Source organism: Marinomonas sp. 63XJN7_7_ISO-PGPR-S23-202 (assembly GCF_056173505.1).
In genome coordinates this window covers 4298653-4323746 of sequence record NZ_CM149677.1, presented here as the reverse complement: position 1 = coordinate 4323746, position 25094 = coordinate 4298653, and the positions used below count along the sequence as shown (strand labels likewise).

19 protein-coding genes are annotated in these 25094 nt (G+C 43.9%); 14 read left to right on the top strand and 5 right to left on the bottom strand.

The window, feature by feature from the left end:
* Window positions 1-77: 77 nt before the first annotated feature.
* A complete protein-coding gene (gene ilvC / locus AC0VYG_RS19930) occupies window positions 78-1550 on the bottom strand; it encodes a ketol-acid reductoisomerase (RefSeq protein ID WP_475429644.1) in 1473 nt (490 codons plus the stop codon).
* Window positions 1551-1771: 221 nt separating this feature from the next.
* On the opposite strand from ilvC, the gene ilvY reads away from it, so the two are divergent.
* Together ilvY and AC0VYG_RS19920 are read left to right on the top strand one after the other, a co-directional pair.
* Window positions 1772-2650: an HTH-type transcriptional activator IlvY gene (gene ilvY / locus AC0VYG_RS19925; protein ID WP_475429643.1), complete on the top strand. Its 879-nt coding sequence runs from the start codon at window positions 1772-1774 to the stop codon at window positions 2648-2650.
* Window positions 2651-2698: 48 nt separating this feature from the next.
* Window positions 2699-4060, top strand: a complete 1362-nt coding sequence (locus AC0VYG_RS19920) for a GGDEF domain-containing protein (RefSeq protein WP_475429642.1) — start codon at window positions 2699-2701, stop codon at window positions 4058-4060.
* Between the two features lie 102 nt (window positions 4061-4162).
* Here the strand turns inward: AC0VYG_RS19920 and AC0VYG_RS19915 are convergent, their stop codons facing one another.
* Complete coding sequence (locus AC0VYG_RS19915) at window positions 4163-4381, bottom strand: hypothetical protein (protein ID WP_475429641.1); 219 nt, start codon at window positions 4379-4381, stop codon at window positions 4163-4165.
* 369 nt (window positions 4382-4750) lie between these two features.
* On the opposite strand from AC0VYG_RS19915, the gene AC0VYG_RS19910 reads away from it, so the two are divergent.
* From AC0VYG_RS19910 to AC0VYG_RS19890, 5 genes are all read left to right on the top strand, one after another.
* The gene (locus AC0VYG_RS19910; RefSeq protein ID WP_475429640.1) at window positions 4751-6490 is read left to right on the top strand and encodes an ABC-F family ATP-binding cassette domain-containing protein; all 1740 of its coding nucleotides are present in this window, start codon (window positions 4751-4753) and stop codon (window positions 6488-6490) included.
* A gap of 178 nt (window positions 6491-6668) precedes the next feature.
* On the top strand, window positions 6669-7067 hold the full coding sequence (locus AC0VYG_RS19905; protein ID WP_475429639.1) for a cupin domain-containing protein: 399 nt from the start codon (window positions 6669-6671) through the stop codon (window positions 7065-7067).
* A gap of 115 nt (window positions 7068-7182) precedes the next feature.
* Window positions 7183-9663: a glycogen/starch/alpha-glucan phosphorylase gene (locus tag AC0VYG_RS19900; protein ID WP_475429638.1), complete on the top strand. Its 2481-nt coding sequence runs from the start codon at window positions 7183-7185 to the stop codon at window positions 9661-9663.
* A 49-nt stretch (window positions 9664-9712) separates the two neighbouring features.
* Complete coding sequence (locus AC0VYG_RS19895) at window positions 9713-10144, top strand: VOC family protein (protein WP_199478696.1); 432 nt, start codon at window positions 9713-9715, stop codon at window positions 10142-10144.
* Between the two features lie 279 nt (window positions 10145-10423).
* Window positions 10424-11641 carry a winged helix-turn-helix domain-containing protein gene (locus tag AC0VYG_RS19890; protein ID WP_475429637.1) on the top strand — a complete coding sequence of 406 codons (1218 nt, stop codon included), beginning with the start codon at window positions 10424-10426 and terminating at the stop codon, window positions 11639-11641.
* A 109-nt stretch (window positions 11642-11750) separates the two neighbouring features.
* Here AC0VYG_RS19890 and AC0VYG_RS19885 read toward each other — a convergent pair whose 3' ends face one another.
* A complete protein-coding gene (locus AC0VYG_RS19885) occupies window positions 11751-13004 on the bottom strand; it encodes a family 8 glycosyl hydrolase (RefSeq protein ID WP_475429636.1) in 1254 nt (417 codons plus the stop codon).
* Between the two features lie 249 nt (window positions 13005-13253).
* Between AC0VYG_RS19885 and AC0VYG_RS19880 the strand changes: the two genes are divergently transcribed.
* Together AC0VYG_RS19880 and AC0VYG_RS19875 are read left to right on the top strand one after the other, a co-directional pair.
* On the top strand, window positions 13254-13496 hold the full coding sequence (locus AC0VYG_RS19880; RefSeq protein WP_475429635.1) for a hypothetical protein: 243 nt from the start codon (window positions 13254-13256) through the stop codon (window positions 13494-13496).
* Between the two features lie 359 nt (window positions 13497-13855).
* A complete protein-coding gene (locus tag AC0VYG_RS19875) occupies window positions 13856-15979 on the top strand; it encodes a methyl-accepting chemotaxis protein (RefSeq protein ID WP_475429634.1) in 2124 nt (707 codons plus the stop codon).
* Window positions 15980-16182: 203 nt separating this feature from the next.
* Here the strand turns inward: AC0VYG_RS19875 and AC0VYG_RS19870 are convergent, their stop codons facing one another.
* Window positions 16183-17616 (bottom strand): MFS transporter, encoded by a 1434-nt coding sequence (locus tag AC0VYG_RS19870; protein WP_475449874.1) that lies wholly within the window; start codon window positions 17614-17616, stop codon window positions 16183-16185.
* 116 nt (window positions 17617-17732) lie between these two features.
* Here AC0VYG_RS19870 and AC0VYG_RS19865 point away from each other — a divergent pair, with 116 nt between their 5' ends.
* The 4 genes from AC0VYG_RS19865 to lodB all read left to right on the top strand — a co-directional run bounded on the left by AC0VYG_RS19865 (window position 17733) and on the right by lodB (window position 23009).
* Window positions 17733-18617: a helix-turn-helix transcriptional regulator gene (locus tag AC0VYG_RS19865; protein ID WP_475429632.1), complete on the top strand. Its 885-nt coding sequence runs from the start codon at window positions 17733-17735 to the stop codon at window positions 18615-18617.
* A 90-nt stretch (window positions 18618-18707) separates the two neighbouring features.
* Window positions 18708-19289: a hypothetical protein gene (locus tag AC0VYG_RS19860; protein ID WP_475429631.1), complete on the top strand. Its 582-nt coding sequence runs from the start codon at window positions 18708-18710 to the stop codon at window positions 19287-19289.
* A gap of 196 nt (window positions 19290-19485) precedes the next feature.
* Window positions 19486-21888, top strand: coding sequence for a CTQ-dependent lysine 6-oxidase LodA (lodA, locus tag AC0VYG_RS19855; protein ID WP_475429630.1), 2403 nt, complete (start codon window positions 19486-19488; stop codon window positions 21886-21888).
* 2 nt (window positions 21889-21890) lie between these two features.
* Complete coding sequence (lodB, locus tag AC0VYG_RS19850; RefSeq protein ID WP_475429629.1) at window positions 21891-23009, top strand: lysine-epsilon-oxidase maturase LodB; 1119 nt, start codon at window positions 21891-21893, stop codon at window positions 23007-23009.
* A gap of 105 nt (window positions 23010-23114) precedes the next feature.
* Here the strand turns inward: lodB and AC0VYG_RS19845 are convergent, their stop codons facing one another.
* Entirely contained in the window at window positions 23115-23702 is a 588-nt protein-coding gene (locus tag AC0VYG_RS19845; RefSeq protein WP_475429628.1) for a helix-turn-helix domain-containing protein, read from the bottom strand.
* 368 nt (window positions 23703-24070) lie between these two features.
* On the opposite strand from AC0VYG_RS19845, the gene AC0VYG_RS19840 reads away from it, so the two are divergent.
* Window positions 24071-25066, top strand: a complete 996-nt coding sequence (locus tag AC0VYG_RS19840) for a bile acid:sodium symporter family protein (protein WP_475429627.1) — start codon at window positions 24071-24073, stop codon at window positions 25064-25066.
* The last annotated feature ends 28 nt before the right edge of the window (window positions 25067-25094 follow it).

The window sequence follows — 25094 nt, the reverse complement described above, 5'->3', positions numbered from 1 at the left end:
AATGAAAATGACGATGTTATGAGCGAAGCCAATACGAGTCTATTGTTAACAAAGTATTGGCGAGCGCAATAATCGTATTAAACGATTTTTTTCATGTCCGCCATATGACCACGTAAAACAGAGCCTACCGCTTCAACTGGATGAGAGCGAAGCGCTGTGTTTACTTCGATCAAACGAGCGTTGTCTACGCCATTGTCTTCTACAGAAAGTCCTTTACCGATGACGTCAGATTTGATGCCTTTCATGAAGTCAGCCAATAGAGGCACACAAGCATGGTTGTATAGGTAACAACCGTATTCTGCTGTATCAGAGATCGTCGCGTTCATTTCGTACAGTTTCTTACGAGCGATGGTGTTCGCGATGAGTGGGGTTTCATGTAGAGACTCGTAGTAAGCCGATTCTGCAATGATGCCCGCAGCCGTCATGGTTTCAAATGCTAGCTCAACACCTGCTTTCACCATAGCCACCATCAAGATACCGTTGTCGAAGTACTCTTGTTCAGAGATTTCTACGTCGCCAGCAGGCGTTTTCTCGAAGTTGGTTTCAGCGGTATCTGCACGCCATTGAAGCAAGTTTTTGTCGTCGTTTGCCCAGTCTTCCATCATGGTTTTAGAAAAATGACCGCTCATGATGTCGTCTTGGTGCTTGTTGTACAAAGGACGCATGATTTGCTTAAGTTCTTCAGCCAGATCAAATGCTTTGATTTTAGCTGGGTTAGAAAGACGATCTAGCATGTTGGTCACGCCGCCGTATTTCAATGCTTCAGTTACAGTTTCCCAACCGTATTGGATCAATTTAGAGGCGTAACCTGGATCGATGCCTTCTTCAACCATTTTGTCGAAGCAAAGGATAGAGCCTGTTTGCAACATACCACAAAGGATAGTTTGCTCACCCATCAAGTCAGATTTCACTTCGGCGATGAAAGAAGACATCAAAACGCCTGCTTTATGACCGCCAGTACCCACTGCGTAAGCTTTTGCTAGGGCTAGACCTTCGCCTTTAGGGTCGTTGTCTTCGTGAACAGCGATCAGTGTTGGAACACCAAAGCCACGAACGTATTCAGCACGTACTTCAGAACCTGGGCACTTAGGTGCTACCATGATAACCGTTAGGTCGTCACGAATTTGCATGCCTTCTTCTACGATGTTGAAACCGTGAGAGTAAGATAGGCAAGCGCCTTCTTTCATAAGTGGCATAACCGCTTCAACAACAGAAGAGTGTTGCTTATCTGGTGTTAGGTTAAGAACCACATCAGCTGTTGGAATCAAGTCTTCGTATGTACCAACAGTAAAACCATTCTCTGTGGCGTTTTTCCAAGACTGACGTTTTTGAGCGATGGCTTCTGGACGCAACGCGTAAGAAACATCAAGGCCAGAGTCGCGTAGGTTCAAGCCCTGGTTAAGACCTTGTGCACCACAACCGATGACAACCATTTTTTTGCCTTTTAGCGCTTCTACGCCATCCGCAAATTCTGACATGTCCATGAAACGGCATTTGCCCAGTTGTTCTAGTTGCTCGCGTAGCGGCAATGTATTGAAGTAGTTAGCCATGGTAAACATTTCCTAGTTTTTATGTTTAATGTATCGGCCATAACAGCATGCCGATATTAAAAATGGATGACACAGCCGCCAAGCAAGATTCTGATGGCGTTCTGCGAGTAGAGCTAATCTATCCTAGTAACATTTTTTCGTAAATTGATATATTCGCAATATAGTGTCCCACTTTTTGCAAACATGGTTTATTATGAGTAGTTCGTAGGCGAAGGTGTGTTATGAACATTAAAACGATCAAGCAATTTCTTGCGTTAGCAGAGGCATTGAATTTCGGGCGCGCTAGCGACGAATGCCATATCAGTATTTCGGCCTTGTCGCGAAACATTCGACACTTAGAAGATGAGCTAGGCGTTGTGTTGTTTAATCGTGATAATCGCACGGTTGTATTGACTAAAGAAGGACAAAAGTTTCTCAAATACGCCCGTGATACCAGCCGACAATGGAATTTGATCCGTCATGAGCTGACGGACAATCCCGATGAGCTGAGTGGTGAAATCAGTCTCTATGGTTCGGTCACCGCCAGTTATAGTTTCTTGTATGAATTACTGCGCCGTTTTCGTATTGCTTATCCGGCGATTGAGATTAAGCTACGTACTGGTGATCCAGAGCATGCGATCGGGCACATTCTGGATGGTAAAGAAGACATTACCATTGCTGCGCGTCCTGCGAATTTACCCCGTGGTATGGCCTTTAAGCCCATTGCTATTTCACCTTTGTTATTTATTGCGCCACTAGATCAGCAAGTACCGAATGTGCCCACCAATCCTCCTACTAAGCCAGAGGCATGGGCGAACATTCCGATGATCCTGTCGGAAAGTGGCGTGTCTCGAACCCGTGTCGATGAGTGGTTTCGTCAGCATGACATTACGCCACGGATTTATGCGCAGGTAACGGGTAACGAGGCCATCGTGAGTATGGTGAGTTTAGGTTTTGGCATTGGTGTGGTGCCCAAAATTGTCCTAGATAACAGTCCTCTAGTGGATCGAATTAAAGTACTAGAGGTAAAGCCTGAGTTAGCGCCTTACGACATAGGTTTGTTTACCTTGAAGAAAAACTTAAAAAACCCGCTAGTCGAAGCATTTTGGAATTTGATGTAAAGCCTATTTGCCAATATCTCGTTAGAGAGTAATTAGAAAGAGTGATATATGTTTAAGTGGTTTAATGCCTCCATTACGAGAAAAGTGAGTAGTCTTTCTTTTGTTCTGTTGTCTTTTTTGTTTATTGTGATTCTCTATTCTGTCTTAAAGTTGCAGAAAATCAATTATGAAATGCGAGAAGTGGCTCAGATTGATGTGCCTTTATCAGACGTTATTTCAGAGATTGAGCTTATACAACTTAAGCAACATTTATTGATGGAAACCATCCGTCAACAAAAACAAGCTCTTTTCGACCATCCATCACTGAAAAAGAAAGCCTTGCTCGGATTCAATGACTATAGCCAGTCATTGTCTAAACAATTAGCTAAAGCCACACAGGTCATTCAAAATGGCCTGAAACGTGGTGGTGTCCGTATAAAAGTGGCGGATCATCAAACACTGATGAAACAGATTCGTTCATTGCATGTTGAGCGAGAGACTTTTGATCATCTAGTAAACCTGTTTTTTTTACATGGAGACACTGATTTCTCTCTCCATTGGGGCAACATAGAAAAACACTGTCAAAAACTCGATACTCAGTCCGATATGTTATTAAAAAATATCGATCAACTAACCCTCAAGGCGTCTCTTTATACTGAAAGACAAGAGCAAGAGTTGATGATAGTGAACGCGATCTTAGGTATCTCCGCATTGTTCATCGGGACGTATTTGACCTTATATATTGTGCAGTCGGTACGGCGCCGAGTGGGCTCTATTCATTGGAAAATTGAATCTTTACATCGAACAATAGAGGAAGACTCTGATGAAGTGGGTCGCACTGCCTATCAAGATTTAGATGAGTTTAGTGTGCTTGAAGCGGATTTGAATATCTTGACGAATCGGCTTTCTAAAGAGCGTAGCAATCGCTATGAAGTAGAGCGTCAATTGATTGAACTTGCCACTCGAGATAAGTTAACAGGCGCCTATAATCGTCATAAATGGGATGAGCTATTAAAAGAAGAGTTAGCGTTAGCTAATCGTGGCGGTCGATTTAGTCTTGCGCTGATCGATGTTGATTACTTTAAAAAAATTAATGACATGCATGGTCACGGTGTGGGGGACAAAGTGTTGCAATTTCTGGTGACTGAGTTAAGCAAACTCATCCGCGAGACCGACATATTGTTCCGAATTGGTGGGGAAGAGTTTGCCATCCTCCTAAAAAATACAGGTCTGGATGAGGCTGGTAAGCTTGCCGAAGCACTGCGCTTGAAAGTTGAAACATTCAACACACCTTCTCTTCCTAGGTTTACGATCAGCCTAGGTGTAACAGGCAGCCAAGAAAACGACGATCAAGTTAGTATTTTAAAACGTGTGGACACGCTGCTGTACGAAGCGAAAGGGGCAGGGCGAAATCAAGTGAGAATAGGCTAGCTCTCCTATGCCCTATCAGGGGAGTATCAATGAGAGACTTTTGCACGACTACTGCGCTTGCCAATACTTTGTTAAAAACAGACTCAAAATGCTCATTTATAGCTATAAACTCCGCTTTCTCGTCTGTTTTTGCCGCGTCTTGGTGTCGCTCGTGACATCGTGCAAAGCTCTCAATGAGAATTTCAGTTCTAGCGTTTCAAGTTGATAACAAGCCGCTTTGGTAAAGCCTTGAGCATCAAACTCTGTCCAATGATGTTGAAAGTGGCCTGCCATTTTTCTAATAACAGTGTCATTGAAGAGGTTTTTAAAAGGTTCAGACATTGGTTTCGTTTCCTTCAGCGGTATGATCTTAAATTCCACCTACATATGCCGCTATATTGGCACATACCTGTGTCAGTTTCTGTCAGTATAAAAAACACTTTTTGTTGGCCACGTTGATATTCTGACAGACTGCGGTATATACTTTCTAGATCCCATTCACTTGTCAGATAAAGGAGGCCACCCATGCAAGAAATTGCATATCAATGTGAATTAGATTTCGCATTTCATCTTGGTGATCCACGCACAGCGCAAATTTGTTGTTAACGCACAGATTTCGCTGATATTACTATTCTGAACTGATACACAACGTCTGAACATTGTCAGTGCTCATCTGTGCCTATCTTTTGATATGTTGCGCATAGGTGATTTATGTCTTTAATTTCTGTTATCGAATTATCTTATCAAGCGGGTAGTAAGCACCTGTTTGACTCTTTGTCTTTTTCCATTGAATCTGGCGATCGTATTGGCCTTGTGGGTCACAATGGTTGCGGTAAATCAACGCTATTAAAACTTCTTCTTGGCGAGCTGACGCTAGACAGTGGTCAGTTGCATCGTCAGCGGGGGCTTAAGATTGGCTTGGTTGAGCAATTTTTATCCCCAGAGTTAGAAGCCATTTCGGCCCATCAAGCGGTACTGGATAATATTCCGGCGGATGAACAGGTCGTTCGTGGTTATCAAGTTGATACCTTGTTACAGCAACTTGGCTTTGACGAGGCGACCTTACAACGTCCCTTAAACTCTCTCAGTGGCGGGCAGAAAAACCTCGTATTATTTGCTCGTGCCATCATTGAAGAGCCTGAATTGCTGTTGTTGGATGAACCGGGCAACCATATGGACAGCCAGGCGATGTATTGCCTAAAACGTTATTTGAGCTTGCCGGATACGCCGTCGTTTCTGATGATTTCCCATGACCGTGATTTATTGGACTCAGTGACACAACGGACTTTGTGGCTTCGTGATGGGCGTTGTTATGCCTTTCATCTTCCTTATTCACAAGCCAAGGTCGCGCTTGCGGAGTCGGATGAAGCGGCCCGAAAAACGCGGGAAGCGGAAGAAAAAGAAATCGATAAGTTAAAAGCCAGTGCCAAGCGATTGGCGACCTGGGGGAAAGTGTACGACAACGAAGACTTAGCACGAAAAGCCAAGTCTATGGAAAAACGCATCGATAAGTTGGAAATCAATAAAACCTTTGTCACTCAAGGGTCAGGGTTATCGTTAAAAGTGGACAGTGAGTTTTTAAAAACCAAACAAGTCTTTGTTTTTGAAAATGAAACCATTAGCAGTCCGGATGGTCGACCGCTGTTTCGCATTGCCGATCTTAACTTTCGCCCTGGTGATCGTATTGCTCTACTGGGTGTCAATGGGAGTGGTAAATCCAGCTGTATTGAGCACTTGATAAAGGTGCATCAACAAAATGTTGGTGAGCAGAGTGCCACCCGTTTTAATCCTAATGTGCGCATTGGCTATTTTGACCAAGAGCTTGAGCAGTTCAATGTTGAACTGGGAATCGCGGATTGGATCCGGCAAAACTGTACTGCCAGCCAAGAAGAGATTCGTCGTGTGCTGATCCAATGGGGCTTTCCCTACCTTGATCATGGCCGACGAGTCAATGTACTCAGTGGTGGAGAACGGGCACGTATTTTGCTGCTAACCTTTCTGTTGGAGCAACCGAACCTGTTGATCATGGATGAACCGACCAACCATATTGATTTGCAGGGTAAGGAAGAATTGGAGTCTGACCTGACGCAAGAGGGCATCTCTTTGCTGTTTACTTCCCATGACCAGCGGTTTATTGAAAATATCGCCACGCGGTTTTGGTGGATACACAATGGTCAGCTGGTGGAACTGCACGATAGCGATGTTTATTTCACTTCTCAGGGAGGTGACACCGGTAGTAAACCAAGAGCACTCACTGATGCGTCTCCTTTCTCTCCAGAAGAGTCGGTTGCTATAGCGGCCATGACGGAAGATGAGCGAATATTGGAACGTATTTGCGAATTGGAGCGGTTGCTAGAGGAGGATCTGGCTCGTAAACCCAAACGCCAGAAGCCCGCTAAGCAACAACAATGGCAGAAGGAATTGACTGTCTTAAACCAACAACTTGAATAGAACAGCTTTTATTCCTGATGTAAGCAGGGCTTTTCGAGCGTGAAATGCCCTGCTTTCGGCGTTAAATACAAGATAAATGATCGTTACGGAATACCAAGTCATTTGTGGTATCGTCCTTTGAAACGTGTCGATTGAGCGCCATATTTGTTCAACCGTCCTAACAAAAAAGGTGAGCTAAATGAGTAAATTGGCGAAAAAATCTATTGAAACGGCCTTTTCGGGCTTGGAATATCTGCCGAATCGCACACCAGGAATGGCCTTTTCTGGTGGTGCGAGTAAGGCCTTTCTTGAATTATCCCAATATCGAGATGGTGCCATTTATGTGGGGCATTACTCTGGTAACAGTGAGTGGGAGCGGCATTCCGTTGGCGATGAAATTGTCATGGCTTTAGAGGGAACGACTACGCTGGTGTTATTAATCGAAGGTCAGGAAGAAAAGCATCTGCTTAACGAGCAGGAACTATTCGTTGTGCCTAAGAATGTATGGCATAGATTTGAATCGTCGACCCACCTCAAGGTAATGACTGTGACACCACAACCCACTGACCACTCTTTAGAGAGACCAACAGACTCATAACGGTATTTGGTTATCAGACGTGACAAGAGCGAATTAACATAATATAAGACCTGTATAGTGCGTATTGTTTTCAGTCCGATCTTTTTCATTTAACCCATCATAAGGTGAGCAGGTTATGTTTTCAGTGACGGATTCTTCCCATGAAGATTCTCATAACGGTTTGGCTTCTTATCAAAGTATGAAAGACAGTATCTTGCATCATTTGCGTTATACCTTGGTGCATTTGCCTCAGCAAGCTACCCCAAGAGACTGGTGGCTTGCCTTGTCCCTCGCGATCCGTGATCGTATTACAGATGACATGGTAGAAACGCAAGTGTCGCATACGCGAGAGAATGTGCGACGGGTGTATTACCTATCAATGGAATATTTGATGGGCCGAATGCTGATCAATAATGCTCATAATGTTGGTGTGTATCACGAAGCGAAACAAGCCATTGAAGAACTGGGCTTGGATTGGGACAAAATCTGTGATGAAGAAATGGACATGGGCCTAGGAAACGGAGGGCTTGGGCGCTTAGCTGCCTGTTTTCTGGACTCGTTAGCGACCTTAGACTTACCGGCGATTGGCTATGGCATTTATTATGAATTTGGTTTGTTCAAACAAGAGTTCTTACAGGGGAAACAGGTAGAGCATCCTGATACTTGGATCAAATATGGCACCCCTTGGGATGTCATGCGTCCGGAGTATTCGCAAATCATTCAGTTTTATGGCCGCGTGGAAGTCTCTTACGATAGCACTGGTAACTGTCGGCCGAATTGGGTGGATACACGAAGTGTTATGGGCGTACCGTTTGATATTCCCGTCGCCGGCTATGACACGAAAACCGTCAACTTTTTGCGATTGTGGTCTTCCCATTCCACAGAAGATTTTGACTTGGAAGAATTCAACAAGGGCGATTACGTAGAAGCAGTGCATTCTAAAGTCCTTGGGGAAACGATTTCCAAGGTATTGTATCCGAATGACCAAAATGCCAATGGTAAAGAGCTGCGTTTAATACAACAGTACTTTTTTGTGGCATGCTCTTTAGCGGATATTTTACGACGGTTTGAGGTGATGAATTCGGATTGGTCAAGGTTACCAGAAAAAGCCGCCATCCAATTGAATGATACGCATCCCGCCATTGCCATTGTCGAATTGACCAGGACGTTACTGGACGACAAACATTTAAGCTGGGAGACCACCTGGGATATTGTCACGCGCACTTTCGCTTATACCAATCATACTTTACTGCCCGAAGCGTTAGAAAAATGGGGGGTGGAATTATTCGAAAGGGTTCTACCACGACATTTGCAGTTAATCTATGAAATCAACTACCGCTTTCTAAGTGACGTTGAGCAGCACTGGCCTGGTAGGGATGATATCAAACGGGCGATGTCCATCATCGAAGAAGGGGATCATAAAATGATCCGCATGGCCCACTTGGCGGTGATTGCGAGCCATAAGGTCAATGGCGTGGCAGAACTGCACTCACAATTACTCAAAAGCGAGTTGTTCCCTTATTTTGATCAGCTTTACCCTCATAAATTTACCAACAAAACCAATGGCATCACTCCACGCCGCTGGTTATTGAATTGTAATGAAGGGCTGGTGCAACTCTTTGACCAATATGGTATCGAAAACGACTGGCCAAAGAACTTAGATAGGCTGCGTCAGTTAGAAACCTTACAGGATGACGAGGACTTTCTGACCGCTTTTATGGACGTCAAACATCAAAATAAAGTCCATCTTGCCCAGATTATTAAAAGAGAATGTCATATCGACGTGGATCCCCATGCTTTGTTTGATGTGCAAATCAAACGCTTGCACGAATATAAACGTCAGCATTTAACGCTATTAAATATTCTGACGCTCTACCATCGATTATTAAATTCACCCGAGTTAGATATGGTACCGAGAGTCTTTATTTTTGGTGCCAAAGCAGCTCCGGGGTACGCATTAGCCAAAACCATTATTCATGCTATCAACTCCGTTGCGGATGTGATCAATAACGACACACGTATTAATGGGAAATTGAAAGTGGCCTTTCTGCCCAATTATCGAGTTTCCTTGGCATCACATATTATTCCTGCAGCCGATTTGTCCGAGCAAATCTCCACAGCAGGGAAAGAAGCCTCTGGAACAGGGAACATGAAATTGGCATTGAATGGTGCGGTGACTATTGGCACCTTGGATGGGGCGAATGTGGAAATATTGGAAGAAGTGGGACCAGAGAACATTTTTATCTTCGGGCTCAATGTCGACCAAGTCCAAGAACTGGATCGCCATGGCTACCAGCCTTATCAATATTACCAACAAGATGAAGAGCTGAAAGGTGCCTTAGATTGGCTCTGTTCGGGGCATTTCTCGCCAAACGACCCCCATGCCTTTGATGATATTCGAAATAGCCTCCTTCAAGGTGGGGATCCTTATAAAGTCATGGCAGATTATCGAGCTTATGTTGATTGCCAACAACGCGTCTCAGAAGCCTATCAAGACAAAATGCGTTGGGCCAAAATGGCGGTGATGAATACCGCTCGGGTGGGCAAATTCTCATCGGATCGTACCATCCAAGAATACGCTGATGAGATTTGGACATTACCACCTTATTCGGTTTAAAGCGTATTGGCTGCTCTTAGAACCATTAGAAAAAGAGAAAAAAGAACAGATGAAACAAGACATTGTACACATTGCCCTAGTGGTTCGAGACTATGATGAAGCCATTGATTTTTATGTTAATAAGCTAAAGTTTGAGCTGTTGGAAGACACCTACCAGCCAGAGCAAGATAAACGCTGGGTGGTCGTGTCGCCGCCAGGTTCAAAGGGTGTGACTTTGTTATTGGCAAAAGCCTCTAAACCGGAGCAAATGGACTTTATCGGCCACCAAGCGGGTGGTCGTGTCTTCTTGTTTTTAAACACCGATGATTTTTGGCGAGATTACGAACGTATGCTCGCCGAAGGGATTCACTTTATCCGACCGCCTGCCGAGCAGGAATACGGCACAGTGGCGGTATTTGAAGACTTATATGGCAACCTATGGGACTTGCTGCAACTCAAAGACGACCATCCTATTTCTAGCCGAGTAAAAGCGCTCACCTGATATGTCGTTTTATCAGATTATTCCTTCCCCTTTTGTTTTCCAAGGTTAGGACGGGGTGTTCTGGTAGGTCGTGCTTTAGTGCGACATTTGTGGTGATTGTTTTATCGTTGCGTCGATATTTTTACTGCTTGATAATCAATCAGGTACGACTTTTCTCGGCCTTGTTTTATCCCTAGGTTCATTTAGTCTGTGTTAAATATTCCATTTTAGATAAGGAGCAAGCAGATGTTTCATCTTCATGGCGCTCTTTCTGCTCTTCTTTAAAGGTTTCATACCACTATGATTGAACTAACATCCCGCAAAGATTTAGCGCGTCTGCGTCGTCTTGCTTTGGTATCCCAAGGTTTGTTACAGGCCAGTCCGTTTGGTTCGGGGTTGGCTGGGGCGCGAAAGGCAGTGGCGCATTTAGGTTACGTGCAGATCGATACCATTTCTGTGGTGGAGCGAGCACATCACCATGTGCTGCATTCAAGAGTGCCTAAGTTCGAGCCTTCGATGATCAATAAACTGTTGCTGGATGGCGATGTGTTTGAGCATTGGTCACACGCGGCGGCGTTTTTGCCTATAGAGGATTTTCGCTTTTCCTTACCTTATAAGCAGGCACTAAAAAGCGGTCAAACCCATTGGTACAAAGATCCAGATAAAAAGTTGATGGCAGAGCTGTTGGCTCGAGTTGCTTCTGATGGACCGTTACGTTCTCGAGATATCGAAGCCAAATCCAGCAATAACGCGGCTGGCTGGTGGGATTGGAAGCCAGCGAAGAAAGCCCTTGAGCAACTTTATATGCAAGGGGATCTGATGGTTTGTGATCGCGAGGGCTTTCAGAAAGTCTATGATTTAACCGAGCGCGTTTTACCCTCCTATGTGGATACAACATTCCCTAATTTGGAAGAGTTTGGAGATCATTTAATCGATCAGCAGTTGCGTTGTCATGGGCTTGCTTCTTTAAAGGGATTGACCTATCTACGCCGTAATACAGGGCTACGCAAGGTGGTAAAAAATTTAGTAGACGAGCGCTTGGCGCAAGGAGTGTTGGAGCAGATAAAGATTCCTAGTGGCGAAGTGTTTGTCATCGAGCCAGATGCGCTAGAGCGTCGCTTGCCTCGATTAAATAATCGACTGTTGATTTTGTCACCCTTTGATAACAGTGTGATTCAGCGTGACCGACTTAAAAGTCTGTTTCAATACGATTATCAGATCGAATGCTATGTCCCAGAGCCCAAACGCCAATATGGTTACTTTTGTCTGCCGCTATTGTATCGAGGGGAATTTATCGGTCGCATGGATTGCAAAGCCCATCGTAAAGAACGCCGTCTAGAAATCAAATCGCTATACCTAGAAAAACAGAGCTTTGATAACGATATGGTGATTAGCGCCTTCGTTGAAGCCATTAAACTATTCAGTCAATTCCAGCAATGTGATTCTGTGACGTTAACATCCGTTGAGCCTAAGGCTTTTATGCAATCTTTACGAGATGCGTTAGTGCTACAGGTTTAAAGGTTACTCCGCGTTATCTAATCTCGTACTGTCGTTTTTACCTGTCAACAAGAACGATGATTTCCATGACTTTTATTGATAATGTTGCTTTACTAAAAACGCTTGTTTTCTAAGGTTTGTCCCAGTGTCCTGTGATGGTGATCATGGCAAGCATTTTTAGGGTGTTACCAAAGTAGTCTTCATTTTCGATGGACTTGTCTTTGATATTTTCCCAGAGAGCGTTTAGCCAAGCTTGGTTGGATGGATCTATCGTTGCTGACACCGCAAACATGGATACAAATGCCATGGCGTCAAAGCCACTGTTTTTTGAATAGGTCCCATCGAGCGCATAGGTGTCGGCGATTTGTTGGGGATCGGCATGGGTGGTGTTGATGATCCATTGATTGAGAGGTGCTAAAGCAGATAACGCTCTTTTATCACCGTATAGTCGATAGTCCAGTGCGACACGCCATGGATAACGAGCCGCATTCCAAGAGTAGACGCCATCGTCTTCGCTTTCCAGAAACATGGCCTTGGCGGGTTGTGGATGGTTAGGTAGACCGACGATAAAGTCAGGCATAAGCCCGGTTTTGGGACTGTCCGTTTGGCGAATGCTTGCCATGATAGCGTAAGTGGTATCCCTTACTTTGTTCCAACTTTTGTCGTCAGTTGCGTCTGCGTAGGCTTTCAGATGAGAGACCATAAAATCAGAAGATCGGGTAGTGTTAGCATATTGGCCGTCATCGATGTCAGCGACCCAATCGCCTAGGCGAATAAAATGGTTTTCAGGGTCAATCTCATGTTGCTTAATGGCTGTAATGACGTTTATGGCTTCGCGTTTATAGTTTATTTTTCCGGAACTGCCCCATTTTTTGTCGGCTAGTAAAAAGGCATAGGCAATATCCATATCGCCGTCGCTGGCGCTATTACTACCCCCGACTTTATCACCCGCGTTTTTGCAGTTTTTTAACTGGTTCCAAGCCATCAATCCAGGGGCTGATTGGGCGGGGTGATCATGAAAAAAGTCTACCATGCCATCAAAAATGCGCCTTGCCTGTGGGTCAAAGTCTGCCATCATCACGGTAATTAACATACCGTAGCCATGAGCTTCTGATGTCGTTAATGTAGACGCCGCTGTGCCTCCTTCCACTGTCTTTCCATCCGCAGCCATGTCCACTAAATAGCGACTCTCGCCGCACTGTTGACGCAGGTAAGTTGCTTTCCAATGTTGGTAGAAGTAAAGGAGAGTTGTATCAAGTTCGGATTGGCTGTATCTGGATGGTTTTATCACGGATGCTGGCTGATTCGCTTGGGTCGAGCTGGCGCAAAAAATGAGCAATGAATAAGCCAATAACTTGATTAAAGCTTTTTGAAAACGATTCATAATGGGCTAGCCATACGCGATAAGGAATAAGTAGTGTATTGAATCATAGGTTGGCGATAAAACGTTTTATTGAGCCCTTCTCTTTTTTTCTGTCTGTTGAAGTCAGTTCTTAAAATACATGGCCCCTTGATTTTCATAAAATCGCTTAGACATAGCTAAGTAGTAATGCAGGCTCGTGATGGTGGTTGCCTGTTTGTTGCTTTGTTCTTACGCTTGATTTTTTAATGGCTTTTTACGGTGGGGGTGTTTATGTCAGGTCAAGGCTCTGGGGGCAATGTACTTGCCGCTCTTTGTAGCGTTTTTATTCCAGGATTAGGTCAACTGGTGCAGGGGCGTCTTTTTATGGCACTGTTCTTTTTTGTGACGGTCTGTGTGTGCTATACATTAGGGGCAACAGTGATCCTATTCTTTATGTGGGTGGTTGGCGGAATATTGCATCTTTGGTCAATTATTGATGCAGCTCGCTTTTCTCGACAACGCTCAGTTTTATGATGCTTAGTTAAGGTATTAACTGGTAAAGAGTAAGAGATTATCTTATGTATTTTTATAATGTTAATTAGTGCTTGAAGGTAAGAAAAATATTATTAAGAAAAGAGAACTGACTGTACCAGAAGACCAACTGTTTGTACTAAATAATTAGAAATATAACGGTAATAATAGCCATTACTATTATCATATTCTGAGCCAAATGATATTAGTAAAGTTCTCAATGTTGATCTAAAGGCGTTAGTTGATTGGCGCGAGAAGTTAGATGGTCGTTTTAGATACAAATATAAACTGTATTAATGTATCTTTTAGTGCTTAATTATAGTTGTGAAGAAAGAAATTATCATTGATACAGTAGGTTTGTTATGTCAAGTGTCTCTCTAAAGAATAAGTTGTTACTCATTAGTATCGGCTCTGTTTTATTTATCTCTTTGTTATTCACGTGGCAAACCTATGCAAAAATTTCTTCCTTAAGTGATCAATTAAAACAAGATGCTGTTACTGACCTCAAAGATTCCGCTATATCTAAGCTTGAGCTGAATACTCGTATTGCTGGTGAAAAAATTCAAGCTTACATTGAGCAAAACCTTAGTGTCGTTAAAGTTTTGGCTACGCAATTATCTAATAATTTGCATCTTTCTAAGCCTTTGTCTAGAGAGCAAGTCTTGCCTCTTATAACCGCAGCAAAGAAAGACGCGCCCAACGCCAGCGTTCTATATACCTTTTTTGAGCCCAATGCGTTTGATAATAAAGACAGCGAATATGTAGGTAAAGACACCCATATCAGTGCTAAAGATGATGGTTCCTTTAGCATAACAGTGGGTTTAGGTGAAAATGGAAAGGTTATTTATTACCCAGTCGACAGCGCAAAAATAAAATACAATACCACTAAAGACCCTAACGGACAGCGTATTTCTGAGTGGTATTTATGCCCGCGAGATACGAAATCCACTTGTCTTGTTGAACCTTACTTATTCGATTTGCCTGATGGCACTAAAGCTCTCATGACAAGTTTAACTGTGCCCGTTATGGATGGTGGTGTGTTTAAAGGCATTGTCGGTGCGGATCTTGATTTGCCTGTTATACAAGTGTTTGCTAATGAATTATCTAAGGGCCTTTATGACGGGCAAGCCTCTGTCACTATCGTTAGTAAAAAAGGGCTGATTGTTGCTTCGAGCAAATATAAGAAAAGCTTAGGTAAACCATTTAAAACAGTCGATACCAAAAACGGTCAAGCGTTGTTAGCACTGGCTAATAAGGGGGGCGTATTGGAACAAGATGGTCAATTGATTGTTGCTCAGCCTTTAAATCTTGAAAGTACGAATACTAAGTGGCATTTTTTGATTAGCTTGCCCATGTCGGTTGCCATGGCGAAGCTGGATAAAAAATTAGCGCTGATGGCAAGCGTTAAGCAAAGAGCACTCATTGAACAGTTAACATTGGCCGTGATTATTTCTATCGTCGCGACACTTCTAATGTTGTTGATTGTTCGTTCCATTATCCGCCCATTGCAATTACTGAATGAACAAGTGGCTCAACTGTCTGGTAACGATGGAGACCTAACACAAACGTTAGATTTACATTCACACGCCGAATTGAACGAATTAAGCGCTAACTTTAATGTGTTTCTTCAAAAGCTTCGTGACATGGTGAACACATTAAAATCCATTGGGGTAACGGTAAGGACATCCTCTAGTGAAAACGTGAGTGCGAGCAATAGTTCTTTAGCAGAAACCGCACAACAAAAAACAGAGATTGCCAATGTTGTTTTGTCGACTCAAGAAATGTCTAACACGGCCCATGAAGTCGCTGGAATTACCGCTGAATTAGCAGAGAAAATGAAAGAGATGAATCATATGGTTAGTGATTCTCAGCGTAGTATCGTGAGTTCAACGAATACGGTTCAAGAGCTTAGCAGCAGCATGGAAAGTGCCAAAGAGTCCATCGATAAAGTCTCTGCGCGTTCGAATGATATTAATCAAATTCTAGAAGTGATCCGTAGTGTGGCTGAGCAAACGAATTTGTTAGCTCTGAATGCCGCGATTGAGGCGGCTCGAGCGGGTGAGCAAGGTCGAGGTTTTGCTGTGGTAGCGGATGAAGTGCGCAGTCTTGCTTCTAAAACACAAAACTCTACAGAAGAAATTGACAGTTTAATCAGTAACTTGCAGCAAGAAGTGAAAATGGCGGTCAGTAGCATTGCTGACAGTGGTGAAAAAGTTGCGTTATCCGTTAAGTCTACTCAAGAGGTGAACGATAGTCTCGCCGCCGTAGTGAATGAAATAGAACTGATAAATGATCACATTCAACAAGTGGCTGCCGCTGCGGAAGAGCAAAGCCAAGTCAGTATTGATATCACTGGTATGTTGAAAAAAATAGAAGACGCGGCCGAAGTGTTAGCGCACTTTGCGCACCAGACGAATGACAGTAGTGAGCAAGTGACTCAGCAGTTGGATGAGTTGGATAGCCAATTGAATAAACTGAAGAGTTAATAAGGCCAAGTGCCATCATTATCTGTTAAGGTAAAAAAACGGGTGGGCTCAGTCTACCCGTTTTTTTTTTGGGGCCTGTTTACTATTTTTATCCATCCATAAGTGACGAAATAATCGCAATCGAATCAACATCATTACCCTCACTTATCTGGTGATTAATATGAGTTTGTAGAGCGCATTCAAACGAATGTTTGAGCATTACCCTAGATATGATGCAACTTGCGACGATAAATAAGACCAAAGATCACTAAGGTGCCCATCAAACACACTTCGGCGCATAGGGTGGTGGATATGGCGATTTTGTGGCTTTGGGTGATGTCAAAGGTTTGATAGGCGATGGAGCCGAGTAGAGCGGACCCTAGACCAAAGGCGGCTTGTTGTATGGTCGTCAGCATGGCACTGCCTGCTCCAGCATCTTTCGAAGCCACTTCGGATAAGCCGATGCGGAAAAAGCTGCCAACGATAAAAGACTGTCCTAACCCGACAAATAAGGTGGTTGGTAGTAAGGTTGTAATGCCGATATTTGGCCAAAAATGATAGAAAGTCCATGCTAAGCCAAGCAGCCCAGGTATTTGTAAAGCACAACCTAAAAACAGCGTATTGAGCTTGCCAATGCGGTTGGATATTTTTGCCGTGAAAAGAGAGCCTACAAAATACGCCATACCCAGCATGATAAACGCATTCCCGGATTCCAGCGGAGACTTGCCTAAGCCAGATTGAAAAGTGAGGGCGACGGAGAACATAAAACCGCTCCAACTGGCGAACATAAAGATCGCCAGAATAAAGCCAAATTGAATGGAATGAAGACGTAATAGTCTCGGTGGCATTAGCGGGAAGCGCTGACGATTTTCTTGATGCTTTTCAATGTTCCAAAATGCATACAAAAGAGGGATAACACCTAAGAGCATAACGATAAATGGCCATGACCAATGGTATTCCGGTCCAAGCGAGACAGGAATCAGCAGACAAAGCAGTGCTGCTGCAAGAACAAAAGTGCCGGGCCAGTCCACATTGGCAGGGTGTTCTGAACGACTTTCAGGTACCCAAACGCGAGCAAAAATAAGAATGCCGAGACAAACGGGAATATTAATCAAAAAGACACTGCGCCAGCCCAATCCTGCCACATCGCCAGAGACTAAAAAGCCACCGAGAACCTGCCCTAAGACAAATGCCAAACCACCAATGGCGCCATACAGGCCAATTGCAAAAGAGTGACGTCTGCCCGTTAGTGTGACATGCAGAGTGGCGAGGATTTGCGGCACAATCATGGCTGCACCGACACCTTGAACGGCGCGAGCGAACAAGAGTCCATTGATGGAAGAAGCAATCCCACAAGCAAGAGAGGCAATACCAAAGACCCAGACGCCGAGAATAAACAAACGGCGGCGGCCAAAGTTATCGCCTAGTCGTCCCCCCATTGCCAAGCAAACGGCGAAGCTAACGCCATAGGCGGCCACCATTAACTCGAGTTGGATATGGCTGGCATGGAGGGACTCAGCGATGGAAGCGAGTGCCACGTTAACAATGGAGAAATCAATTAATGGCAGTAGCTGGCCTGCCATCAGGATGATCAAACCAGCTTGGCTTAGTGTCTTTGCTGTTGTCGTCATTTTAATCAGATTCTCTTGATTTATCATTGAATGGCCGACAGTATGTTAAAACCGTTAAACAGGTACCAGTGTTTAGTTATCCTAGTATTAAAACTACCTGTTTGGCTTTTTATTCAGCAGACCTATGCTATGGAAGAGAGAGTATGACAACTGCCTTGCTTGATTCCCATCAACAACACCGTACAAAAACCGTTGGCTTTATTGCTCAAGATAATCGCAAAGAGCTTGGGTTGTATTTGCGTCGGCGCCGGGAAAGTTTAGATCCTTCGCGCCTGGGTATTTTGCACAGTGGTCGGCGACGTACGCCCGGTTTACGGCGTGAAGAAGTGGCTATGCTGGCAGACGTGAGTACCACTTGGTACACCTGGTTGGAACAAGGTCGAGAAGTGAATGCTTCTGCTGCCACCTTAAGTGCGATAGCCAAAGCGTTGCAATGTAGTGAGGTAGAAACTGCCCATGTATTTACCTTGTCTGGGTTGTCCCGACCGGCTGAGCACCAGCGAGAATGTCAGAAGTTATCGTCAGTGAATCAAATGATTCTCGACCAACTGAATCCCATGCCTGCGATAGTGCAAAATGCGCGTTTTGATATTTTGGGCTTTAATCAAGCTTATCGTGAGTTAATGGGGGTGGATTTAGCGTCGTTACCGGATGAACATCGTAACTGTATGTATTTAGCCTTTACTAATGATGAGTGGCTTATACGAATGGACAATAAGGAGGTGATTTTGTCACGTATTGCGGGGAGCTTTCGTGCGGCAATGGCAAACTATATGGATGACTCTAGCTGGCAAGCTAGATTGAGCATGATGCAAGCCGCTTCAGCTGAGTTCAACCGCTACTGGGAGCAATATGAAATCCTTGATGTTGAAAATCATGTGAAGAAGTTTCTTATTCCAGACCTTGGTAAGATGGCTTTTCATCAGGTTAACTGGTGGTCTGCCCCGAAAAATGGTGAACGCCTAATGGTGTATGTGCCGGACGATGAGGACACCAAAGCCAAACTGGAGCGTTTGGTGATTGGCTAAAGCTATCCTATTAACTGATACTCTATTGATACTGGAAAGCTTTGGTATTCATGCATATTCTCTAACAACACGCAGAGTAAGGAAAAAGAGATGGATTATACTGTAACGCTACAGGCTGACAAAAGAATGCTTTCAGGTGTTGGCAGAAAACCTATTCATCAGGAGGGCAGTATTGGTATAACGGCTTGCCAATTTGGTGAAGAGCCTGCACCAGAAGGCTCTTATAAGTTGTATACCAGTAATGTGGCGGCAAATAATGAAGATACAGATGTGTTTGCTTTCGATATGCCTCAATCGATACCTGAAGGAGCGCATGTTCGCTTCAATCTAGCCATACAAATTGATATTAATAATGCTGTTAACGTCCAAATCCGAATCAACTCTGATAAGACAATAGAGTGGCGCTGGTTAGCCTATATTGGGGAGTCTTCTGATTGGAGTGAAAATAATACTGACGCTAGTTGGCAAGACAATGGGCATGAATATTTGATCTATATGGTTAATCAGCAGAACGAAAAGAACTTTTGGATATACGTAGGACGCGTTCCAATGGTATACAATTTGCCACCTGCTTTTTTTCCTCCTGATTCGCCCATCCCTAAACCGTTACAACCGACGGTTGAGATTGGCGGACGCAAATTTAAATTGCCAAGAACGCTCTTTGATAACTAGGCAAAAGTGGCTAAGCAAATGACTGATAGACGGCACGATGAATGCTATTGTGCTGTTACTCCTCTTCTTTTCTTCTCTTCCCTTTGTCAATAAGACAACTGACACCAAACTGATACTGCTAAAAATGCCCCCGCCTGTTTTACTGAAATGGTAATGGGAACACCCCCCATTTTAGCTTGAGTAACAGGAGCAAGATATGACACTTTCAATTCACCCTTCCGTTGGTGTGGCTCGATTGGGCAATGCAGAAGGTAATAATTTTGTTTTAAACCCCACGAAAATTGGTGGTTTGCCCCATGAACACGATGAGAACATGCAACCAACGACGGAAGTTATCAACTTTAAAGATGAAGCGGGCCGTATTCGTCGCCAAGGACAGGTATTTAAAGTCTTTGATGAGTCTGGTGAAGAGTTAACACTGCAATCGCCTAATGTTGAGCGTATTGAGTGGACGGTGCATTTAGCCAATAAAAAAGCCGCATGGTATGACTTTAACGAACTTAATGGCAACCTACTTTACGGAGAAGAAAATAGTTATAGAAACAGAAAAACGGAGCTACGCAATCCATCGGTTGGCTGTAACATCGATGATGCAGAGAGACAGAAACTGATTATTGATCTTGGACCACGAACAGTATCAGGATCTGCTGAAAGTATGGCATCTCATCCGGTTATCAAAGCTGAGTTTGATATAAGTAGTATACCAGATGACTACTATACAAAAGATAAGTATGGACCAAACGTAAAAGAAGAGGATAGATACTTTCCGCCAACAGATGTGAAACAAGGGGAAGATTTTAAAAGCTTAGGAACGCTTATTATGAATAAGCATGGTCATTTGATTGTATTGGGAGGTTATGGTCGCGCTGGTGGTAATACCAATTTAGAAGGTTACGGCGGTGGTAATGATTGGTTTGACGATATTTCGGACGGACCTGTCTCATGTACTGTTACCTTCAAAGGCGGTTCTAAATCCGATCCGGTTAAAGCTTGGGTTGTGGTGGGGTCCCCCGACTTTGCTCCTGAAATCGTCAATATTTCTACCTTAAATGATACCTTTTTTGATGTCGGCGTACGGAATTTTAACTTGGTTCCAGATATATATGATCTGGAAAAATATAAGAATCGTTATGATCAGGATGGTTATCATTACAATAAAAATGGTTATGACAAAGACGGTTATGATTCAGATGGTTGTAATGAGAGTGGCTATAATAAGAATGGCTATCAGAAAGGCTTTAATGAAAACTATATCGCCAACTACGAGCGAGATATCCTTCCTATTATTCAGCGTATTAGTCAATATCAGTGGGTAGCGAATGTGCAATCCATGAGCGGTTTCTTTTCTTATCAGTTTGATTATCGTGACAACAGTGAGGCAAGAAAGCCGGAACGGATGAAGTACTATAACTATTTTCGTCAGCTGGATAAGAAAGTCATTGGTGATTATGATCAGCCCCAGCAGCAGCTTATGAGTGGGGATTCTGATGGAAATAGATTCCCCATGATGCCACTGAACTCGGGCAGCAACTCAGTAAAAAGCGCCAATGCGTATGATCTAACTAACAATGTAGTGGAAAAGTTTCTTGCCTTAGATGCCACGCAAATGTTTTTGTTAAAGCAGTGGGCTGAAGGGAAATTCAGTGTTGGAGACTGCCAAGCTTTCCCTGTTGACCCTATGGATGTTGCCAGTATTGGTAATTGCGTGGGCTTGCCTATGTGTCCAGGCATTGAAGTGACATGGAGCCTACAGAATCCGGCCTTGTACGAAGATGCATATAAAATTAAGCACTATAAGAGTATCGATGATTACGCTGAAACTGGCTTATCACCGGGTCGAGATGAATGTGAAGGTGGTGGTTGTGAACCAGGGGATTTAACCAAACGTATGGCATGCCCTTGGCAGGCGGATTTCTTCAATTGCACAGTGCAGACGATTAATTTTAATGAGCCTAAAGTCAATAAGGCGACTCAGACAGAGACGAGTCGCACTTTCAAAGAGACGGATGTCCAATGGAGTGGATTGCCCGAAGGCGTTAGCGTTTCCCCTGTTATCACGGCCTCAGCAACGAAAGAAGTTGGAAAAAATGACAGTAAGCCGCTTCCTCCAAACTACTACAGTTATTGGTGGCCGCCACAAAGCCCTTGGGATGTGCTAACTGGGGAAATGGACGCTAAGGGTCAGCTCCTGAGTCATTTTCCTGCTGGTCAGCAAATCAACTATGCTCGTGGAATTAATAGCTATGGTCAGATGGTGGAGCACTGGTCTGCGCTGGCTTTTATTCGGGATCAAAACTCGAAAAATGAAGGCTTCCCCTATTTCACTGAATCAGAAAGAAACCACGAACTGTTTGAATACAGAGAAATAGGCGTGGGGCAAATCAGTGGGAACCCTAAAGATAACGAGACTACCTTACCTGTGCTTTTCATTAATGATAAAAAAGTGCCTTTTGGAACCGTCAAGGATGAATTAAGGGATATTAGTAGCGGGGAAACGGAGAAAGGTAGAAATATGGCGAAATATCTGGAAGAGCGAGCCTTCAAGCCTGTTCGCTCGACAAATATTCTTCCACGTTCAGGCACTCGGGCGAGAGGTTAGTAATGGAAACGTATGATGCCATTATCATAGGAGGCGGCCCCGCTGGGGCCGCTTGTGCGCTCTCCTTGATGTTGTTCCACGATAAAAAAGTGTTGTTGCTTGAACGTGGCGATTTCACACAACCGCGTATTGGAGAGCAGGTTTCTCACAGTATCTTTGATTTTTTGGAGTATCTGGACATACCACGAGAGGCGTTTGGTGTAGGGTGTTTTACACCAAATTATGGCAAAGAGAGCTATTGGGGCAGTGATGTGGAGACTCATCATTTCAGCCTGTTCACGGCACAAGGTAAAACCTATCAACTGGATCGCGCGCGTTTTGATGAGACCTTGCTGATGACAATATCAGAACGAGGAGGCACGATTATTCCTCGCTGTAAACAAATTAGCATGGCGCAACAAGAAGGCCGTTGGCAAGTTCAGTGTGTTCATCCTGAACAGGGTACGCTGCACTATCAAAGTGAGTATTTGATCGATGCCTCTGGTCGACAGACAAAAATAGGTCAATCACTAGGAATTGAACGTGTCGTGACCGATCAGCTTGTGGGCATTGGGGCCTTTGTCGAGCATCCCGAGCATGTTTTCGAACAGCAACAGAAAATTGAAAGTTGCGAATATGGCTGGTGGTATATGGCTGGCTTGTCGAAAGACCTTGCTGTGGTAACCTGCTTTACCGATATGGATATCATGAAAGAGAAGCAACTTAACCGTCAGGAGGTTTGGAATCAATGTCTCGCTAAGACAACTGCTATTGGTAACTCTTTGCAGGGCTGTATCTCTACGCAGCCAAAGCTTTGGGTAAAACAAGCCAACAGTCAGTATTATGCTTCAGATTTCCCAGAAAAGTTTGTTGCCGTTGGTGATGCGGTCGCCTCTTTTGACCCGATTTCTTCTATGGGAATAGGGTTTGCAATGCTCAGTGGTTGCCATGGTGCTTATGCGCTAATGCATGAACAAAAAACAGCCGTTCGGGATTATCAACAAGATGCCATACTGACTTTTGATGAGTACTGCGAAACCAAATGGGACTTTTATAAAAAAGAGCAACGTTGGCCTAATCACCCTTTTTGGCAGCGTCGTCTAATTAAGCCCAGTAAACAACAACATAGAGTAAGCGCCTAGTTTGTGCCCGTTTGCTTGGAGAGAAGTGATTGTAGCCACGTTGCGTGGCTTCCATTGCACACCTTAATCTAATACATGCTGTGCGAGTGCAACTAAATCACTGTCTTAAACACCATGGTCTACTATAGGGTTCGATCTTTTGTTGTGAGTAAGTGAAGGCCGTAAGTTTGCTTCTGAATTGTGTTCCATGATGGTGGATTCAATAAATAATCGAATGTCCGATTGAAACGTCGATTTTAGCTTGGTACATAGACACTGGATTCGTTTATACACCTGCGTGTCGTCTTCACTGATATGCCAATCGATTGTCATATAGTTGCCTTGTTGGTGGCAGCGTTTCTGTGTGCCATCTAACATGGAATGAATTTTTGTGCTGTGTGTTGGTTTTTTCATTTCGATAACAATCGCTAAGATATTCTGAGTATGAGAACCTGAGAATACTGTTGGAGAGCTTGTAGGTTCGTTATCAATTAGGAGTAATTCAACCGAAATACCGTAAAACTTAGCGAGTTGTGTTGCTGTGCGATAGAGGACATTCATCCCCAGTTCCGCTCGCTTAATGGAGGAAACGGAAACGAGAAGGCTTTGCTTCAAGCATGCTTCAGCGACTTTTTCTTGGCTTAAGCCTCGCTGTTTTCTTTGTGCTTTTAACACATCAACATTTAATGAAATACGTCCATCCTTGTTGCTCATGATTCTCTCCAAAAAGTCTTTGCTAAGTAACCAATAGCCTTTTTTATTCTATGGATGGCAGCGGTCCCGCTTGTCATCAACAGTTGAACGCTTAAGTTAGTAAGGTTTCTTTCAAAGGGCAATTACACAGGATTACACTAGCAGGGTATGCGGTCGCTTATGTTATGGTTTGTTATGACGGCAGGGTTGTACCAACGTCCCTCCCAGTGACTTGAATAAGTGAAAAAGTATGGTGTTGTCCGCAATATCCATATTTTTATTGCTTTTGTTTTTTTTCAGACAGTGGACAATACGTCTTGTAAAAAACACGCTGACATATGGCTGTTTAGAAGCACTATGAGTAGCTTTTTGTGGTAATAAAGAGGGAGATGACGTTGTTCGCGTTGATAAAAAAAGAGTGGTTTTTGGCGGGGATGTTGCTAGTGATTGCCTTGGCGGCGTTATTGCCTAAGGTGGGGGCAAGTGGTGGTGTGTTGCACTTGGATCAAGTGACGCAATGGGGAATTGCCCTTGTTTTCTTTTTACATGGTATTGGTCTTTCGCCCCGAGATATACGCAAAGGCTTAAGTAACTGGCGACTTCATCTGTTTATTCAATCCGCTACCTTTGTCATTTACCCTCTGGTTTGGCTTGCGTTAGGGCATTGGTTTGAGACTTTTTTACCTAAAACGTTGGCGTTTGGCTTTTGTTATTTACTGGTTCTGCCAAGTACCATTTCCTCTTCTGTGGCGATGACAGCAATAGCCGGTGGTAATGTGCCTGGGGCGATTTTTAATGCTTCCTTATCCAGTGTGTTAGGGATTTTTCTTACGCCACTTTATGTTCAGTTATTTATGGGCTTTACTGGTAGTCATGCGGACTTTGGTGGCACCGTTGCTCATATTGCCTTGTTATTATTTGCCCCAATGGTGGCGGGTCAACTGCTGCGTCCGCTAATCGGTCAGTGGGTGAGTCGTCATAAAGCGATCACCGGGAAACTGGATAAATGGGTGATCTTGCTGATTGTCTATAATGCATTTTGTGATTCGGTTGTGCGTGGTATTTGGCATGATTTTACCCTAGTCACTTTATTGTATGCGGTGGGGCTATGTGCCTTGATATTGGTTTCCATGATCGCGCTATTGTATTTCTTAGGCCATCGCTTTCAATTTCACGAGGACGATCAATCCGCCGCCTTATTTTGTGGTACGAAAAAGAGTCTTGCAGCAGGTGTGCCTATGGCAAAAGTAATTTTTGGCGCAAACCCTATGCTAGGCATGCTGTTACTGCCTATTATGATTTATCATCCGCTGCAAATCTTTGTGTGTGCGTTACTGGCCAATCGGTTTTCAAAGCGTAAGGCGGCGATAACATCTGCCGCATAACATAGGATGTTCTTTGTATCTTGGTGTT

Excerpts from the sequence above, each read along its gene's own strand:
- AC0VYG_RS19890 (WP_475429637.1), top strand. The coding sequence starts at position 10,424 with ATGATTGAACTAACATCCCGCAAAGATTTAGCGCGTCTGCGTCGTCTT.
- AC0VYG_RS19870 (WP_475449874.1), bottom strand. The coding sequence starts at position 17,616 with ATGATAAATCAAGAGAATCTGATTAAAATGACGACAACAGCAAAGACA.
- AC0VYG_RS19865 (WP_475429632.1), top strand. The coding sequence starts at position 17,733 with ATGACAACTGCCTTGCTTGATTCCCATCAACAACACCGTACAAAAACC.
- AC0VYG_RS19920 (WP_475429642.1), top strand. The coding sequence starts at position 2,699 with ATGTTTAAGTGGTTTAATGCCTCCATTACGAGAAAAGTGAGTAGTCTT.
- AC0VYG_RS19840 (WP_475429627.1), top strand. The coding sequence starts at position 24,071 with ATGACGTTGTTCGCGTTGATAAAAAAAGAGTGGTTTTTGGCGGGGATG.
- ilvY (WP_475429643.1), top strand. The coding sequence starts at position 1,772 with ATGAACATTAAAACGATCAAGCAATTTCTTGCGTTAGCAGAGGCATTG.
- AC0VYG_RS19915 (WP_475429641.1), bottom strand. The coding sequence starts at position 4,381 with ATGTCTGAACCTTTTAAAAACCTCTTCAATGACACTGTTATTAGAAAA.
- AC0VYG_RS19860 (WP_475429631.1), top strand. The coding sequence starts at position 18,708 with ATGGATTATACTGTAACGCTACAGGCTGACAAAAGAATGCTTTCAGGT.
- ilvC (WP_475429644.1), bottom strand. The coding sequence starts at position 1,550 with ATGGCTAACTACTTCAATACATTGCCGCTACGCGAGCAACTAGAACAA.
- AC0VYG_RS19895 (WP_199478696.1), top strand. The coding sequence starts at position 9,713 with ATGAAACAAGACATTGTACACATTGCCCTAGTGGTTCGAGACTATGAT.
- AC0VYG_RS19900 (WP_475429638.1), top strand. The coding sequence starts at position 7,183 with ATGTTTTCAGTGACGGATTCTTCCCATGAAGATTCTCATAACGGTTTG.
- lodA (WP_475429630.1), top strand. The coding sequence starts at position 19,486 with ATGACACTTTCAATTCACCCTTCCGTTGGTGTGGCTCGATTGGGCAAT.
- AC0VYG_RS19845 (WP_475429628.1), bottom strand. The coding sequence starts at position 23,702 with ATGAGCAACAAGGATGGACGTATTTCATTAAATGTTGATGTGTTAAAA.
- lodB (WP_475429629.1), top strand. The coding sequence starts at position 21,891 with ATGGAAACGTATGATGCCATTATCATAGGAGGCGGCCCCGCTGGGGCC.
- AC0VYG_RS19875 (WP_475429634.1), top strand. The coding sequence starts at position 13,856 with ATGTCAAGTGTCTCTCTAAAGAATAAGTTGTTACTCATTAGTATCGGC.
- AC0VYG_RS19885 (WP_475429636.1), bottom strand. The coding sequence starts at position 13,004 with ATGAATCGTTTTCAAAAAGCTTTAATCAAGTTATTGGCTTATTCATTG.
- AC0VYG_RS19880 (WP_475429635.1), top strand. The coding sequence starts at position 13,254 with ATGTCAGGTCAAGGCTCTGGGGGCAATGTACTTGCCGCTCTTTGTAGC.
- AC0VYG_RS19910 (WP_475429640.1), top strand. The coding sequence starts at position 4,751 with ATGTCTTTAATTTCTGTTATCGAATTATCTTATCAAGCGGGTAGTAAG.
- AC0VYG_RS19905 (WP_475429639.1), top strand. The coding sequence starts at position 6,669 with ATGAGTAAATTGGCGAAAAAATCTATTGAAACGGCCTTTTCGGGCTTG.